Source organism: Chryseobacterium sp. DZ-32 (assembly GCF_059587025.1).
In genome coordinates this window covers 208,630-224,809 of sequence record NZ_JCAIOM010000006.1, presented here as the reverse complement: position 1 = coordinate 224,809, position 16,180 = coordinate 208,630, and the positions used below count along the sequence as shown (strand labels likewise).

Genomic DNA, 16,180 nt, shown 5'->3' with positions numbered 1-16,180 from the left:
TTTTAAAGTAATTTAGAATTTAAATGTAACATTGATACCCAAATCTCTTGTCGTAGGCATGGAACCAATTGACCATCCATAAGAGCTAAGTCCGCCGCCTACCATGGCTTCAGGATCAGCATATGGTAAATTTTTATGAATTATCCACAGATTTCTACCTACAATTGAAATCTTGGCATCATAAATCTTGGTACCTGCCAGTAAAGATTTTGGAAGCATATACCCAATACTTGCTTCTCTAAGCTTAATAAAAGATCCATCATAAACAAATTCGCTTGCTGGTCGGGTTTTGTATCCGGGAGAACCATTATTATCAACCGGTGATAATCCAATATTATTTGGAGTACCGTCAGGAAGAACACCAGGTAAAACAATAGGTTTATCCCTAAAATCTCCTTCAGCTGTTTCTTTGTACAGACCGGATGACAATCCATAATACATATCTGTTGAGAATATATCCCCTCCTTTACGCATATCAATCAAGAAACTTAAAGAAAATCCTTTGTAGCTGAAGCTATTTCTAATACCTCCAATCCAGTCCGGGGTAGTATTACCTATCACCTGATTTGGGTTTTGTAAATATTTTCCTGTCTTAGGATCGATAACTTTTTGTCCATTTAAATAGGTATAATCAGCACCAATCAATGTTCCCCAAGCTTCACCAACTCTGGCGTTTAAAGATACCCCACCCTGAAAACTATTTAATAGATAGTTATTAATTCCCGGATATAATTCTACTACTTTATTTTGATTTTTTGACCAGTTGGCGTCAATATTCCAAGTAAAATCTTTTGTCTTTATTGGCACTAGTCCTAGCTGTACTTCAACCCCGCTATTATCAATTCTACCAGCGTTGAATATTTTACCTGTATATCCTATAGCTGCAGAAGTAGGAAGTGGAGAAAGTATCTGAGGAGTAGTTCTTGTTTTATAATAGGCGAAATCAACCGTTATTCTGTCTTTTAAGAAATGTGCTTCAGTTCCGACTTCAAATTCATTGGCCTTTTGCGGTTGCAGACCTGGGTAAGGTTGATTTAAAATAGAGTTATAAATTCCTTGATTAGATAAAATTCCAGCAGGTCTATAATTATTAAATAATTGATAAGAAGCAGCAGATCCTCCAACCTGAGCATAATTTGCTCTTATTTTCCAGAAATTCATCCATCTTTTAGTATCTAGAATTTCGGACATAATTAACGATCCTGTAATAGAAGGGTAGTTAAAAACATTATTACCTTTTAAAAGGGTTGATGTTTCTTCTATTCTGAATGTTGCATCTAAATAGAATTTTTTATAAAAATCAAAGGAAGCTGTTGCGTACCATGAGTTAGTTTGTATTGTATACTCAGTTTCATCTGCAGCTAGTGGTGCCTTTTTAGAGTTGGATAGGGCATAAATCCCAGGTACAATTAGTCCTCCTTCTGTTGATGCATAGACTGAATTATAATAATTTCGACGTATATTTCCTCCTACAACTCCGGAAAGGTTAATATTATCCGTGATATCAAATTTGTAATTCACCATTAAGTCATAGTTGGTCTCTGTCTGCAGTATGTCTCGTCTTCCATATCCAGAACCAATGGTGTTATTTGATTGTCCAAAAGCCTGAGGCAAAGAACCAACTGCCAATCTAGTTTCTGCTATAAGATTTGATCTGTCATATGAAACTTTTCCGGTAACAGAAATATTATCAAACAGATCATATGTTACCAGGCCATAAGTGAAATTCCTGTATCTTTTGTCTGAAGAATAATTCTGATAGGCCTGAAAATATGGATTGTTCCAATATGCAGGTGCTCCATTTGCTGCAGACTTTCTGTTCCAGGTAACATTACCAAAGTTATTGGATGCATTGGCTACATTTGGATCTACATTTGCAAAATATAAGTTTTGCAGAGCATCAATATCTACGTTAGTCTGCCACCATTGTCTGAAACCGGTAGCTATATTGTTTGAATAACCCGTAATACTCCTACCTTTAGTATCCTGTAAAGTTATTGTTGAATAGAAAGACGAATGCAATTTAGGCGTTAGATCATAATTAATCTTTAAAGAGAAATTATTTTTATTAAGATGAGAGTTAGGTATTAACCCATCGGACATCATATTTTCATAGGTAAAACTAATATTTTTTCCTTTTTGCCCTTTTTCTAAAGTTACGCTGTTAATATATGAGGCTGGATTTTCGAAAAATTTAATCGGTCCATTCTTAGCGGCCACCCAAGGAGTTGCTTTTTGATAATTGGGGGATAAAGGATTAAATGAATCCCACTGATATACCAATAAATTAGGATCAAATTTAGGGCCCCATGAAGCATCTGCTCCAAAATTCGCATTATTCAAACCATCAGAAGCCTGTGTACCGAATTTTTGAGAATAACCGGCACCATATCTTGTCTGATATTCAGGAAAAGTAGACTTATCAATAAATCCTACCTGTATTGCTGAGGAAAACGTCACACCCCAAGAACCATCATCTTTTCCTTTTCCATTTTTAGTTGTAATAACAATTACTCCATTTAACCCTCTTTCACCGTAAAGGGCTGAGGCCGCTGCTCCTTTTAATACGTTTATGGATTCAATATCTTCCTGGTTGATATCAGAAAGAGCATTACCGTAATCAATTGAGTTTTCCCGGGTACTGGTGTTGTTAACAGGTGATCCATCAATAACAATTAACGGATTTCCGCCGGCAAGCGACTTCACCCCTCTTATAACCAAATTGGAAGATCCTCCAAAGTTGTTATTTGTAGTAACATTAAGACCGGCCACCTTACCTGATAATTGCGCTGCAATATTTCCTGTATTTGTTGTCCCGTCTGACAAAGCGCTTGCTTTAATTTCCTGCGACGCATACCCCAAAGATTTTTTTTCTCTTTTAATACCAAGTGCAGTGACTACCACTCCTTCAATTTCTTTTGCTTTAATTGTATCTTTCTTCTCCTGAGCACTTACAATTGCCATAGAGGAAGTCAATACTAAAACAAGAAGACTTGTTGTTAGTTTCTTCATATCAATTATTTTTATATCCGTACAAATTTGTAGAATATATTCAATAATTCAAATAAAAATGTTAAAAAAAATAAAAATTTACCACAAATAAGCAATAAATACTATTAATTAACAAAAATTTTAAATTAAAAAAAAGATATATATAAATAAAATACTATAGTTTTAATAAATTAACAAAAATATTTCAATCAACTTAAACACTTAAAACAATTTAATTATTAAATAAATGATATTATTAAATAAAAAAACCGCCCGAAGGCGGTATAATATGAATGTTGTTAATACGTTTTAATTTTTATCCCAGAAAAGTTTTGTTGTTGCTTTATCTCCTCCAATTGCATTCGCAGCTGCTGAAACGTTAGCATTATTGACTACATATTCCTGATCAGAATATGGCATCCTGTAAGGCATCCCCCCAGTATAAGATGATGCTGGAGCAGTAAGTACAGGACTATCTAATCTTCTCACAAAGTTCCAAGCAGCAAAAGGATTATTCCACATAGCAACCCATCCTTCATATCCGATAGATTGTTTCCAGTTTGTTGCATTATATGGATTGGCTAAGATGTAAGCTGCAGCATCAGTTGCAGATATTCCATTTTCAGTCATAGATGCAGTAACTGCTGCAGCATATAGACCAGCTGCTGTTCCTCCTGCATTATATCCTCTTGCCGCAGCTTCAGCTTTCAGGAATAAAACTTCAGTATAGCTTAATAGATTTGCAGGAGCATTACCTGTTAAAAAAGTAGGATTTACATGAGAAAAATTAGAAAATGTGTTTAAAGTACCGTAGACACCCCCCTTATAAGCTCCTCCAATCTGAGTAAAATAAGCTCCTCTTCTTGGATCTGATTTAGCATTCATTGGGTTTACAATAACATCCGATGGTAAAAAATCATTCCTCCCTGAAGCTACTAAATCATCAAATAATGGATTTGTAAAAGTATTTCCATCAAATTTCAATGAATAAGAGCTATCATTTGAATCAATTACTCCACCACTGATAGCACTTTCAGCTACTGATTTTGATGTTGCAGGATCAACATCTGCAAGATTAATTGCTAATCTTAATTTAATTGAATTGGCAAGTTTAACCCATTTATTCATATCTCCTTTGTAAACAAGATCTTCAGGATATCCAGCTTTAGTCTTATTAATTTTTGCTATTGCTGCATCTAATCTCGTTATTAAATCAAGATAGATTGATTTAGCATCATCATATTTTGGAGATTTAATAGTTTCTGCTTGCAAAGCCTCTTTATAAGGTACATTACCAAATGTATCCACAATATTTTCCCAAACAAAAATGGAAGCAATTTCTAGAGTAGCCCATTTGTTATTAACTACATCAGCATCAGCATTAATCTCTGTTGGAAGATCTTTTTTAGCTTGCTCAAGAGGTGCTAATGTATAAACATACATTCTTCTGAAGTGATTTCTTGGCTGAGCTCTAGTAGTCAAATTATAATTGGTTTCCTGTACATAGGTTGTCTCTGTCCATTGTTGCGTAAAAAAACGATAATTATTAAAGTTTACACTACCCGTATACATATAATAGAATCCTTGAAACATACTTGTTGCCAATAAATTCCCTGTTGGTACAGTTGAAGGGTGCTTGGGATCCTCATTCAGAGAGGTAAGATCGCTTTGACATGAGTTAAACAATAATAACGAAGCAACAACACCTCCAGCGTATAATATATTTTTAAACTTTTTCATTTTAATAAATTTTATTTTTAGAATTTAAAGGTAAAATTAACACCCAATTCTCTTGTTGTAGGAAGAGCTCCCACAGATGATCCATATGAATACAATCCACCCATTTGAGATGATTCAGGATCTGCATATGGAAGATTCTTATGAATAATCCAAAGGTTTCTACCCACGATAGAGATTTTAGCCTCATTCATGAAGGTATTTGCCAATATACTCTTAGGAAGAGAATACGTAATACTAGCTTCTCTTAGCTTTACAAAAGATCCATCATATACAAATCTTTTGTCAGGAGCAATGGCATACCCATCATTTGGATTGTTACCATATTCTAAAGGATTAACTACATCTGTGTTAACTGGTGTTGTATTTACCTGACCATTAGGATTAACTCCGGCTAATACAGGTATATTTGTTCTATAACCATCAACAGCAGTTTCAGGGAATAATCCACTCGCTAATCCATAATACATATCTGATGAAAATACATCCCCTCCGTGACGAACATCTATTAAGAAACTTAATGAGAAATTTTTATATCTAAATGAATTTCTTAATCCACCTGTCCATTTAGCTTGAACATTTCCGATTACTTTATTACTCTCTGTTTGATACAATCCTGTCTCAGGATCCACCACTTTCTCACCATTTAAGTAAACATAATCACTACCATAGATATCTCCCCACTGGTTTCCAACTGAAGCCACTATGGAAGCGCCTCCTACTAATCCTACGAGTTGATATACCTGCAGACCAGCATCTAGCTCTACAACCTTACTTTTGTTTTTAGCCCAGTTGACATCTATATCCCATGCAAAATCTTGTGTTTTTATTGGGCTTACTCCTAAATGTAATTCGATCCCTTTATTGTTAATTTGTCCCGCATTGATTGCTGCACCAAGTTTCCCGGAACCAGCTGAAATATCCGGAGTAATAAGTTGGTCAAATGTCTTTGTATCATAATACGCCCCATCAAGAACAATTCTGTCTTTTAAAAAGTGAACTTCCGTACCAAACTCAAATTCTCTGGATCTCTGAGGTCTTAAATTTTCATTTTTTAGAATTGTTTGAGGTCTGTAGATATTAATATTTCCATTTCCTGTATTAAAATATCCTGCTGTATAATAAGAATATTTCAATTGGTAAGAATCAGCAGTACCTCCTACTTCTGCATAGTTTCCTCTTAATTTCCAAAAATTCATTACTGATTTATCAGATTTTAAAAGTTCTGATAAAATTACAGATCCGGAAACAGACCCATAAGTATATTTGTTATTACCATCAGGTAAAGTTGAACTCGCATCTCTTCTAATTGTTCCATCCAGATAGAATACTTTATTAAAATCAAATGAAGCCGTAGCATATAAACTGTTAGTTTGTATTGTTCCTTCAAACTCTACTGGGTTTAATAAAGGAGCTTTGGAATTATCTAATGAGTAATATCCTCGCTTAATTAGACCACCTTCCGTTGATGCTTCGATAGAACTCTCATGATTTCTTCTTACATTTCCTCCAACTATACCACTGATGTTTAACCACGAAGTAATATCATATTTATAATTTGCGAATAAATCAAAGTTTGTTTCACTTCTACTTAAATCATATCGATGATATCCAGAGCCTATAGCTTTTCCTGAAACTCCAAAATTTTGAGGATACGACCCCTCAGCAAGCCTTCTTTCAAAAACTAAATTAGTATTATCGTAACTAAGCTTACCTGTAATATTAATATGATCATTTACATCATAAGTTAACTGAGCATACGAAAATGTTCTTGTTCTATCATCAGTAGAATAGTTTTGATATCTCTGAAAATATGGATTGTTCCAAAAGGCAGGCTTTCCATTTGATCCACTTTTTCTATTCCACGTAACATTTCCGTAGTTATTAGCTACTGTAGGATTTCCAACATTATTAAAGTAAGCATTTTTCAACGCTTCCAAATCAACATTTGTCTGCCACCATTGTCTGAAACCTGTAACAATATTGTCGTTATAACCAGTCTCTGTTCTACCTGTCGTTCCCTGTATTGTTAGGGTTGTATAGACTGTCGCGTGTAATTTAGAATTTAAATCGTAGTTTACTTTAGCCGAAATTGTATTTTTTCTTAAATCTGAATTTGGTAATAGACCACTAGATAGATTATTATCGTATGTCAGATTAAAATTAAATCCTTTGCTTCCTTTTGACAAGGAAATGGAATTAATAAATGACATCGGTGTTTCAAAAAATTTAAGCGGGCCATTTTTTGCCGCTACCCAAGGGGTTGCTTTTTTATAATTTGGTGATGTCGGATCAAATGAGTCCCATTGATAAACTAATAAATTTGGATCAAACTCTGGGCCCCAAGATGCGTCTTCTCCGAAATTGGCATAGTCTTTACCATCTGCCGCGCTTCCATAATAAAATGAAGGGTCATAACCTCCTCCATATCTAGTCTGATATTTTGCAAATGTAGATTTATCTATAAAACCTGCCTGCACCGAGGATGATAAAGTTACCCCCCAGGAGTTATCTTCTTTTCCTTTACCGTTCTTTGTTGTAATTACAATTACACCGTTAAGTCCTCTTTCTCCATATAAAGCAGAAGCAGCAGCTCCCTTTAATACGTTTACAGACTCTATATCTTCTTGATTAATGTCTGATAAAGCATTACCTAAGTCAAAACCTCCATTCTGATTACCAAAAGAAGTAGATGAATTATTGACAGGTGAGCCATCAATTACAATTAAGGGATTACTCCCTCCTAAAGATTTTACTCCTCGAATAACTAAGTTTGAGGATCCTCCAAAATTAGAGGTGGTTGTTACATTTAAACCCGCAACTTTACCAGATAACTGAGACGCTATATTTCCCGTATTTGTAGTCCCATCAAAAAGTTTATCCGCCTTAACTTCCTGGGATGCATAACCTAAAGATTTTTTTTCTCTCTTGATCCCAAGTGCAGTAACGACTATACCTTCAATTTCTTTAGTCTGTGAAGTTGTGTCATTTTTCTTCTGCTGAGCATTTACAATCGCAACAGAAGAAGATAATACAACAACAAGAAGACTCATTGTTATTTTCTTCATATCAAATTAATTTTGTACGCTACAAATTTGTAAAACTTTCTTAATAACACAAAGAAAAAAACAAAAAAAATATCAATATTTCAACATTATATAAAAAAAACTAACGAAAGTATACTATTTTTTGTTAAAAAACACATATTTAACAAAAATAAACCATTAAGACATTATATTTTTTTAAGAAATATTAACAATAATAAATATTTATATTATCTATAGAAAAAATGCACAAAAAGTACATCAAACCAACTGATTAACAATAAAATAAGTCACTTATAAAAGATAAAAAACTCTATAAAAATCAAAATACAATGCAATGCATATGATATTTTCACCCTGAAAAAGGAATCAATTACCCACAAATAGTGAAAAAAATATATTTAAATTACCAGAATCCGAATAGAAATAAATAATAACTGAAATAATGACAATAATAAATCCTATAAAATACTTTCCTGTAAAATTTTATATTTTTGCAGTATACATACAATTCATGGAGCTAATAAAAAACTGGTCAAACCTTTACATAGAGGCAGGGTGTGATGAAGTAGGAAGAGGATGTTTAAGTGGTCCGGTGGTAGCGGCAGCAGTAATTTTGGATGATGATTTTAAACAAAATCTGGTTAATGATTCAAAGAAATTAACGTTCAAAACCCGTATGGAGCTGGATAGTTATATTAAAGATAATGTGAGAAACTACGCCATTGCAGAGCTTCCACCGTCCTTCATTGACGAACATAATATTCTCAATGCAAGCATCCATGCAATGCATCGTGCGCTGGACAAACTAACGATAACTCCTGAACTTATTCTGGTGGACGGGAATAAATTTCATCCTTATAACTACATCCCTCATCAATGTATTATCAAGGGAGATTCCAAAGTATTATCGATTGCTGCAGCGTCTATTCTTGCCAAAAATTATAGGGATAAGTTAATGATTCAGCTTCATGAAGAACATCCTGAATATGGCTGGGACACCAATTTTGGCTATGCTACTAAAAAACATCAGGATGCGCTTATTAAACATGGGCCGACCCGATATCACAGACAGTCTTTCAGACTGAAATATGATTAAAAGTAACTGATTTTCAATTATTAAATTTTCATCCACTGATTGAAAATTTAAAATCATTCTAAATAAATTACAGATAAAAAAAGAGAAGCAATTGTTCAATTGCTTCTCTTTTTTAACGTATTATTAAGAATTTATTTCTTTTTATTTCTTTGTTGTTCCTGAGCTTTTTGCTGCTCCTGAGCCTTCTCCATCATTTCTCTCATTCTCTTCTGGAATTTACCTTCTGCTTTCGGTTTTTCCTTATTAGACTGAATCTGGGCATGGATTTTCTTTTCATCCAGGATCAAATACTTAATAACAAGGATAATCAGAATATTAATCGCATTCGATACAAAATAATACCATGAAAGACCTGAAGCCGAAGTATTAAGAAAGAACAGGAATGTAATCGGGAAGATATACATTAACACCTTCATGTTTGGCATTCCTTCCTGCTGAGGCTGCTGCATATTTCCTGAAGTCATAACAGTATAGATTAAAATAACAACTGTACAGGCTAAAGCGAAAATACTTAGGTGGTCTCCAAGGAAAGGAACTTTAAACGGAAGCTTGATCAAATCATCATACGCTGTCAAATCTTTTGCAAACCAGAACCCTTGACCTCTAAGATCAATAAAGTTTGGGAAGAAACGGAACAAAGCATAGAAGATAGGAATCTGAACTAATGCCGGTAAACATCCCGCCATCTGATTCACTCCGGCTTTTCTGTAAACCTCCATCGTTGCCTGCTGCTTCTTCATCGGATCTGCATCCTTGAACTTCGCATTCACCTCGTCAATTTCCGGACGAATCACCTTCATCATAGCACTTAACTTGTGCTGCTTATACATAATTGGCGACAGGATCAGCTTTACGATGATCGTCATTACAAAAATCACCCAACCTGCTGATAATCCCCACGCAGCAATAATACTGTATAACCACATGAAAAAATAACGGTTCATTGCCCCGATGAATGACCAGCCTAACGGAAGGATTTCATCAAAATTCTTATCGTAAGATTTAAGCAATGGCAAATCCAATGGCATAAAATACCATGTGAAATCCTGGTTCAGCTCACTTCCGGTCATCTGAACAAAACCTTCGTAGTTGAATTTCTTCAGATACTCTCCTTCTTCAACATTTTCCTGATTACCTTTACTTTGTGTAAATCCGTTTTTAGCTTCAATGACTGAAGAGAAAAACTGCTGTTTTACACCAATCCAGTTAAGAGTTTCTTTTTCCTCTTCCATTGTGGTTCTTCCATCATAATCATAGTCTTTATAATTATTGAAGGCATAAGAAAATTCTGAGTGAGACTGCTCCTGAGCTCTACCTTTTTCAAGGTTTCTTACATTATAATCCCAGATAAAATCTGCTTTGTTATCAGAAGTAATTTTAGAAAGTCCCTGAGTTCTTACTTTAAAATCAAGGGTATATTTTGGTAATAGTGTGTAAATGAATTGAATGACAGCACCATTGTAATCTGCAGTTAAGGTTACAGCATTTCCATTAACAGCTGGTGAGAAAACTAAATCTTTAGTATTAACGATTTTCCCTGTTTTATCTTTAAACTGAAAACCGTAGTTTGAGTTATTCTTAGTAATAAGATAAAGCGGCTGATCTGCATTATCCGTTTTGTGGTTGTAGGCTTTATATTTTAAAAGTTCTACTTTGGAAACCTGTCCTCCTAAGCTTGAAAATTCAAGTTTCAATTCATTATTCCCAAGACTTGCTGTCTGAATGGCATTAGGAGTTACATTTGGATTGATATTGCTTGCCTGAGTTTGCTTTACGGCATTTTTTGCCTGTTCCGTTTTCTGCTCCTGAGCTTTCAACTCCGCTTCTTTCGTTTGTTTGTTCTGGAAATAGAACATAAAACCGAAGAGAACAAGGCATAAAACCGCGAAACTAATCATTTGCTTCTTATCGATTCCGTTGTTTTGTTGCATTTTATTTTATATTAAAATTTTAAATTTAAAATGTACGTACGGGTGTACATAATTTGAGCTGACAAAAATACTGTTTTTTTATCAAAACTCTATGCTTTACGTTGTTACTATATAATAAACTCAGGCTGATTATTCTCAGCCTGAGTTTATATGTAGACGTTTATGATAAAATTTTACCTTATTTCTTTTCGCAAGCTTTGATGAAAGCTCTGAATAAAGGATGCGGTGTTGCTACCGTACTCTTATATTCCGGGTGATACTGAACCCCTACATAGAACGGGTGATCAGGAAGTTCAAGCGCTTCTACCAAACCTGTTTCAGGGTTAGTACCTGTAGCAAGGAAACCATTCTTTTCAAATTCCTGAAGATAATCACTGTTGAATTCATAACGGTGACGGTGTCTTTCAGAGATATTTTTGTTTCCGTAGATATCGTATAATTTAGAACCGTTTTTCAATGAGCACTTCCATGCTCCAAGACGCATTGTTCCTCCTTTATCTACTACATTTTTCTGTTCTTCCATCAAAGAAATTACAGGATCAGGAGTAGCGGTATCAAATTCCATGGAGTTTGCTTTGGTATGTCCTAAAACATTTCTTGCAAATTCAATCGTCATAATCTGCATTCCTAAACAGATTCCCAACATTGGAATTTTATTTTCTCTTGCATATTTTGCGGTAAGAACTTTTCCTTCAATTCCTCTGTCGCCGAAACCTGGAGCTACAAGAATACCATTCACACCTTTCAGTGTATCTTTGATATTTTCTTCCGTAATATCCCCACTGTATACCCATCTAACTTTGACTTCAGTTTCAAGGTCAGCTCCGGCATGTTTGAAAGCCTCAGCAATTGAAATGTACGAATCCTGAAGGGAAACATATTTTCCAACCAAAGCAATTTCAACGGTTTTCTTAGGATTCTGGAATTTTTTAAGGAAACTCTTCCAGTCTTTAAGATCAGCATCTTTATCACTTTTCAGATCCAGTTCTTTCAAAACTACATCATCAAAGTTCTGCTTCTGAAGGTACATCGGAACTTCATAAATGGTTTCAAGATCTTTACATTCAATAACATTATCTAAAGGAACGTTACAGAACTGAGCCAATTTTGCTCTCTGATCTTTAGGAATTTTATGTTCTGTTCTGCACACCAAAACATCAGCCATAATTCCGCTTTCCATCAGCTGACGAACGGAATGCTGGGATGGTTTTGTTTTTAATTCTCCACTTGAAGCCAGATAAGGCAGTAAAGTAAGGTGAATCACCATAGAATTACTCTCTCCCAATTCCCACTTCAACTGGCGAACAGTTTCAATGTATGGTAAAGATTCGATATCCCCTACAGTTCCTCCGATCTCAGTAATAATGATATCGTAGTTCTGTTTTGAAAGGATTTTAATTCTACGTTTGATTTCGTTAGTAATATGAGGAATTACCTGAACTGTTTTTCCAAGGAAGTCTCCTTTTCTTTCTTTTTCAATTACAGTCTGGTAGATTTTTCCTGTAGTAACGTTGTTGTTTTGGGATGTAGGAGCATCAAGGTAACGCTCGTAGTGGCCTAAATCCAGATCCGTCTCTGCACCATCTTCAGTCACATAACACTCTCCGTGCTCATAAGGATTCAAAGTTCCTGGGTCGATATTGATATAAGGATCTAATTTTTGGATCGTTACATTAAAGCCGCGTGATTTTAGTAGAAGTCCCAGAGAAGCAGAAACGATTCCCTTTCCCAAAGATGAAGTTACACCTCCTGTCACAAAGATGTACTTTGTATTCTTTTTACTCATTAGATTAGGTTTGTGCAAAGTTAGGGGAAAAAGAAATACAAAGCAATCTTTTACATTTTGAAAATGATAAAACACCCCTCAAACAACTATAAAACCAGATAAAAATTTTTATTAATATTGATCTAAACAAATGAAACAAAGCTACAACCCAAAGGATTCTCGCCTATCAGCAAAAAAGGTTTTCCATTTGAGCGGAAAACCTTTTTATATTTTATATTCTGAATATTATTGCTTAGTCAGTTCAAAGTAAGCTGTTACTTCAACATCTTTCGCGATTCCGGCTCCTGACGGGTCATATTTGATTCCATAATCCAGACGATTCACGGTAAATTTGGTCTGAATTCCCATAATCTCTTTTCCGTCCTTATTTTTTGTAATTCCTCCAAACGTAACTGGAGCAGTAATTTCTTTTTCCACGCCCTTCATCGTCAGTTTCCCTTTTACGATGTAATTATTGTTCTTATCTTTTGTAACGGAAGAACTCTTAAATTCAATCGTAGGATATTTGGCAACATCGAAAAACTCTTCGCTGATAAGATGTCTGTCTCTCATGTCCACTCCTGTATTAATGGAAGGGACACTGATAGAAAAACTCAAATCGGCATTATCCAGATTAGCACCACCAGTGGCTGCTTTTCCGTCAAATTTATCAAACCTTCCCTGCACAAAACTGATTCCCATGTGCTTGATATTAAAATTGATTGATGAATGCATCTGGTCTACCTGCCAGCTTCCCTGTGCAAAAGCAACAATACTTACAAGCGTAAATACGAAAGATAAAAATACTTTTTTCATTGTAATGATATTTTACATTAATATATTTTAATTGAATAAAGCTAAGATATGAAAGATATTCCTATCACAGACGTATTAGTTTTTTTATATTAAACCCATTTACATTCTGAAAAAAAAATGCTTTTTTATAACTTCGCAGTATGGCAAAACTGAAAACAGCATATTTCTGTCAAAACTGCGGAACCCAGTACCCTCAATGGCTGGGGCAATGTAAAAACTGTGGAGAGTGGAATACATTAGTGGAAGAGATTGTGGAAAAACCTTCTCACAAAACACCTCCCTTTTCGAAAACCAAACAACATGTTATCAATATTGTTGAAGTAGAAACCAGCGAAGAACCTAGAATAAAAACACCTTCCGAAGAGCTGAACCGTGTTTTAGGAGGCGGCATCGTTTTGGGTTCTGTGACCCTGATTGGTGGTGAACCGGGAATCGGGAAATCTACCCTTCTGCTTCAGCTTGCTTTAAAAATGAAGAAAAAAATCTTCTATGTTTCCGGGGAAGAAAGTGCTTCTCAGATCAAAATGAGAGCAGACAGGCTTACGGATATTCAGAATCCGAACTGTTTTCTTTTTACTGAAACTTCACTGGAAAAAATCCTTCATGAGGCCAAAAAACTGGAGCCGGATTTCATGATCATCGATTCTATCCAGACGCTGCAGTCTCAATTGATAGAAAGTTCTCCGGGAACCGTATCCCAAATCCGGGAATGCTCCAATGAGATCATCAAATATGCCAAAGAAAACAATACTCCGGTATTTCTTGTAGGCCACATCACCAAAGACGGACAGATTGCCGGGCCAAAGGTTCTTGAGCACATGGTGGATGTTGTTCTGAATTTTGATGGAGACAGGAATCACCTGTTCAGATTACTAAGAGCCAATAAAAACCGTTTCGGGTCCACTTCAGAAATCGGAATTTATGAAATGATCTCACAGGGATTGAAAGAGATTAAAAACCCTTCGGAAATATTGATTACCAAGAAGTTTGAGGAACTTTCAGGGAACTCCGTTGCAGTAACTCTGGAAGGAAACAGACCTATGCTTCTTGAAATACAGGCACTGGTAAGTACCGCCGTTTATGGTACTCCTCAAAGAAGCAGCACCGGTTTTGATTCCAAAAGGTTGAATATGCTTTTAGCCGTACTGGAAAAAAGAGCTGGTTTTCAATTGGGGGCAAAAGACGTTTTCCTTAATATTACCGGAGGAATAAAGACAGACGATCCGGCACTGGATCTGGCGGTGATCGCTTCTGTTCTTTCATCCAACGAAGATATTGCTATTTCCGAACATTACTGCTTTGCCGGAGAAATTGGTCTGAGTGGTGAAATCCGTCCGGTAGCCCAGATTGAGCAGAGAATTACTGAAGCAGAAAAACTGGGTTATGAAAAAATATTTGTTTCCAACCTTAATAAAATCCCGAAAAGAAAATTTGGAATCAAGATTGAAGAAGTGAGTAAAATTGAGGATTTTCACGAGAGACTGTTCTAGAGTGAATGGTCAATTTTGCTTCGCAAGTCAATGGTCAATTAATATCACGATAAAAAATTCACAAGCGAAGCGAATTCACTTTTCACCTTTCACTATCCACATTTAATTCATACCTTTAAATTATGAATTATCTGGCTCATTCTTTTCTTTCTTTTACCGACGGGCAGATCGTGGGGCAATTTCTCGAAGATTTCATCCGCAACAGAGATCGTTTTTCTTTCCCGAAGGAAATTCAGGACGGAATTACCCTGCACAGAGCGATTGATACATTTACAGATTCTCATCCTGCTATTCACGAAGCCAAAAAAGTATTTGCTCCTTTGGTAAGACTGTACGCCGGTGCATTTGTTGATGTTTCAATGGACCATTTTGTAGCCAGAGATCTTTCCCTGAATTCCCTGGCAGAATGGAAAGCACATTCACTTCATGTTTACAGTGTTTTGAATGCCCATGAACAGTGGCTCCCTGAAAATTTTAAAAAGATGCTGGTTAAAATGGAACAGGATGACTGGCTTTATAATTACCGTGAAGACTGGGGAATTAAATTCAGTATTCAGAATGTACTGAATAAAGCCAAATATCTGGATAAAGATATTCCTGTTTTTGAAGCTTTTTTAAAAAATAAAGATCTTCTTCAACAGTGTTATGATGATTTTTTTCCTGATCTGCTGGCTCACGCCAAAGGAATCAATACATTGCTTCAGCTGGAAAACTGATATTCTTAAAACTGTTTATAGAGATAACGGTTGGGATAGGTAAGTTTTTCACTGTTTCTTTGCCCGTTTACAATGATATGAACAATATTGATCTGATCATCAAAAAGGTTATATAAAAAACTGACAGCAGCTTCTACTTTTTTCGGAACGGGCACCGGTTCTGACTCAAGAAAGATATCTACAGATTCCTGATCTTCTTCATAACCAATATAATTTACTTTTAAAAATTTGTTATCAGCCTTTAACCTGAAATATTCTGAACAATATTTTTGCAGGGCATCATTCAGTTTCGCCTTATATTTTTCGTCATTAAAATGGAAAGCACTTCCATATTTTTTCCCCAGCCCATTTTCCATGTCATCAAGAAAGAATCTTCCGGTTACTTCAAAGGTTCTGGATTTTGAATTATAATTAATTTCAACAGATCCTACATGGTATGGATGAACCGCATCACTGCTCACAAAGCTCTGAAAAACAATTGTCATCAAAAAAAGAAATCCCCAAAAAAACTTACCCGGCATGAATTTTATTTTACAGCAAATATAAAAAAAGCAGCAGTTATACAACCGCTGCTTTTGATTATAATGGATT

The 16,180-nt window shown here is 35.3% G+C and carries 10 protein-coding genes; 3 read left to right on the top strand and 7 right to left on the bottom strand.

Going from position 1 to position 16,180, the window contains the following annotated elements:
- Positions 1-12 precede the first annotated feature (12 nt).
- The 3 genes from AC59HC_RS08975 to AC59HC_RS08965 all read right to left on the bottom strand — a co-directional run bounded on the left by AC59HC_RS08975 (position 13) and on the right by AC59HC_RS08965 (position 7,796).
- Positions 13-3,012: a SusC/RagA family TonB-linked outer membrane protein gene (locus AC59HC_RS08975; protein ID WP_496558461.1), complete on the bottom strand. Its 3,000-nt coding sequence runs from the start codon at positions 3,010-3,012 to the stop codon at positions 13-15.
- A gap of 288 nt (positions 3,013-3,300) precedes the next feature.
- Positions 3,301-4,731, bottom strand: a complete 1,431-nt coding sequence (locus AC59HC_RS08970; protein WP_496558460.1) for a SusD/RagB family nutrient-binding outer membrane lipoprotein — start codon at positions 4,729-4,731, stop codon at positions 3,301-3,303.
- 17 nt (positions 4,732-4,748) lie between these two features.
- Positions 4,749-7,796, bottom strand: coding sequence for a SusC/RagA family TonB-linked outer membrane protein (locus AC59HC_RS08965; protein ID WP_343643105.1), 3,048 nt, complete (start codon positions 7,794-7,796; stop codon positions 4,749-4,751).
- 490 nt (positions 7,797-8,286) lie between these two features.
- Here AC59HC_RS08965 and rnhB point away from each other — a divergent pair, with 490 nt between their 5' ends.
- The gene (gene rnhB, locus AC59HC_RS08960) at positions 8,287-8,871 is read left to right on the top strand and encodes a ribonuclease HII (RefSeq protein WP_496558459.1); all 585 of its coding nucleotides are present in this window, start codon (positions 8,287-8,289) and stop codon (positions 8,869-8,871) included.
- 131 nt (positions 8,872-9,002) lie between these two features.
- Here the strand turns inward: rnhB and yidC are convergent, their stop codons facing one another.
- From yidC to AC59HC_RS08945, 3 genes are all read right to left on the bottom strand, one after another.
- Entirely contained in the window at positions 9,003-10,802 is a 1,800-nt protein-coding gene (gene yidC, locus AC59HC_RS08955) for a membrane protein insertase YidC (RefSeq protein WP_227943270.1), read from the bottom strand.
- Between the two features lie 178 nt (positions 10,803-10,980).
- A complete protein-coding gene (pyrG, locus tag AC59HC_RS08950; RefSeq protein ID WP_110008139.1) occupies positions 10,981-12,588 on the bottom strand; it encodes a CTP synthase in 1,608 nt (535 codons plus the stop codon).
- A 225-nt stretch (positions 12,589-12,813) separates the two neighbouring features.
- Positions 12,814-13,383 (bottom strand): YceI family protein, encoded by a 570-nt coding sequence (locus AC59HC_RS08945; protein WP_110008140.1) that lies wholly within the window; start codon positions 13,381-13,383, stop codon positions 12,814-12,816.
- 140 nt (positions 13,384-13,523) lie between these two features.
- Here AC59HC_RS08945 and radA point away from each other — a divergent pair, with 140 nt between their 5' ends.
- Entirely contained in the window at positions 13,524-14,873 is a 1,350-nt protein-coding gene (radA, locus tag AC59HC_RS08940) for a DNA repair protein RadA (protein ID WP_343640748.1), read from the top strand.
- A 122-nt stretch (positions 14,874-14,995) separates the two neighbouring features.
- Positions 14,996-15,589, top strand: a complete 594-nt coding sequence (locus AC59HC_RS08935) for an acyl carrier protein phosphodiesterase (protein ID WP_202841363.1) — start codon at positions 14,996-14,998, stop codon at positions 15,587-15,589.
- Between the two features lie 5 nt (positions 15,590-15,594).
- Here the strand turns inward: AC59HC_RS08935 and AC59HC_RS08930 are convergent, their stop codons facing one another.
- Entirely contained in the window at positions 15,595-16,110 is a 516-nt protein-coding gene (locus AC59HC_RS08930; RefSeq protein WP_202841365.1) for a DUF6702 family protein, read from the bottom strand.
- Positions 16,111-16,180 lie beyond the last annotated feature (70 nt).

What these genes read in the sequence shown, in the direction of transcription:
- AC59HC_RS08975 (WP_496558461.1), bottom strand. Translation starts at nt 3,012, where the DNA reads ATGAAGAAACTAACAACAAGTCTTCTTGTTTTAGTATTGACTTCCTCT.
- AC59HC_RS08970 (WP_496558460.1), bottom strand. Translation starts at nt 4,731, where the DNA reads ATGAAAAAGTTTAAAAATATATTATACGCTGGAGGTGTTGTTGCTTCG.
- AC59HC_RS08965 (WP_343643105.1), bottom strand. Translation starts at nt 7,796, where the DNA reads ATGAAGAAAATAACAATGAGTCTTCTTGTTGTTGTATTATCTTCTTCT.
- rnhB (WP_496558459.1), top strand. Translation starts at nt 8,287, where the DNA reads ATGGAGCTAATAAAAAACTGGTCAAACCTTTACATAGAGGCAGGGTGT.
- yidC (WP_227943270.1), bottom strand. Translation starts at nt 10,802, where the DNA reads ATGCAACAAAACAACGGAATCGATAAGAAGCAAATGATTAGTTTCGCG.
- pyrG (WP_110008139.1), bottom strand. Translation starts at nt 12,588, where the DNA reads ATGAGTAAAAAGAATACAAAGTACATCTTTGTGACAGGAGGTGTAACT.
- AC59HC_RS08945 (WP_110008140.1), bottom strand. Translation starts at nt 13,383, where the DNA reads ATGAAAAAAGTATTTTTATCTTTCGTATTTACGCTTGTAAGTATTGTT.
- radA (WP_343640748.1), top strand. Translation starts at nt 13,524, where the DNA reads ATGGCAAAACTGAAAACAGCATATTTCTGTCAAAACTGCGGAACCCAG.
- AC59HC_RS08935 (WP_202841363.1), top strand. Translation starts at nt 14,996, where the DNA reads ATGAATTATCTGGCTCATTCTTTTCTTTCTTTTACCGACGGGCAGATC.
- AC59HC_RS08930 (WP_202841365.1), bottom strand. Translation starts at nt 16,110, where the DNA reads ATGCCGGGTAAGTTTTTTTGGGGATTTCTTTTTTTGATGACAATTGTT.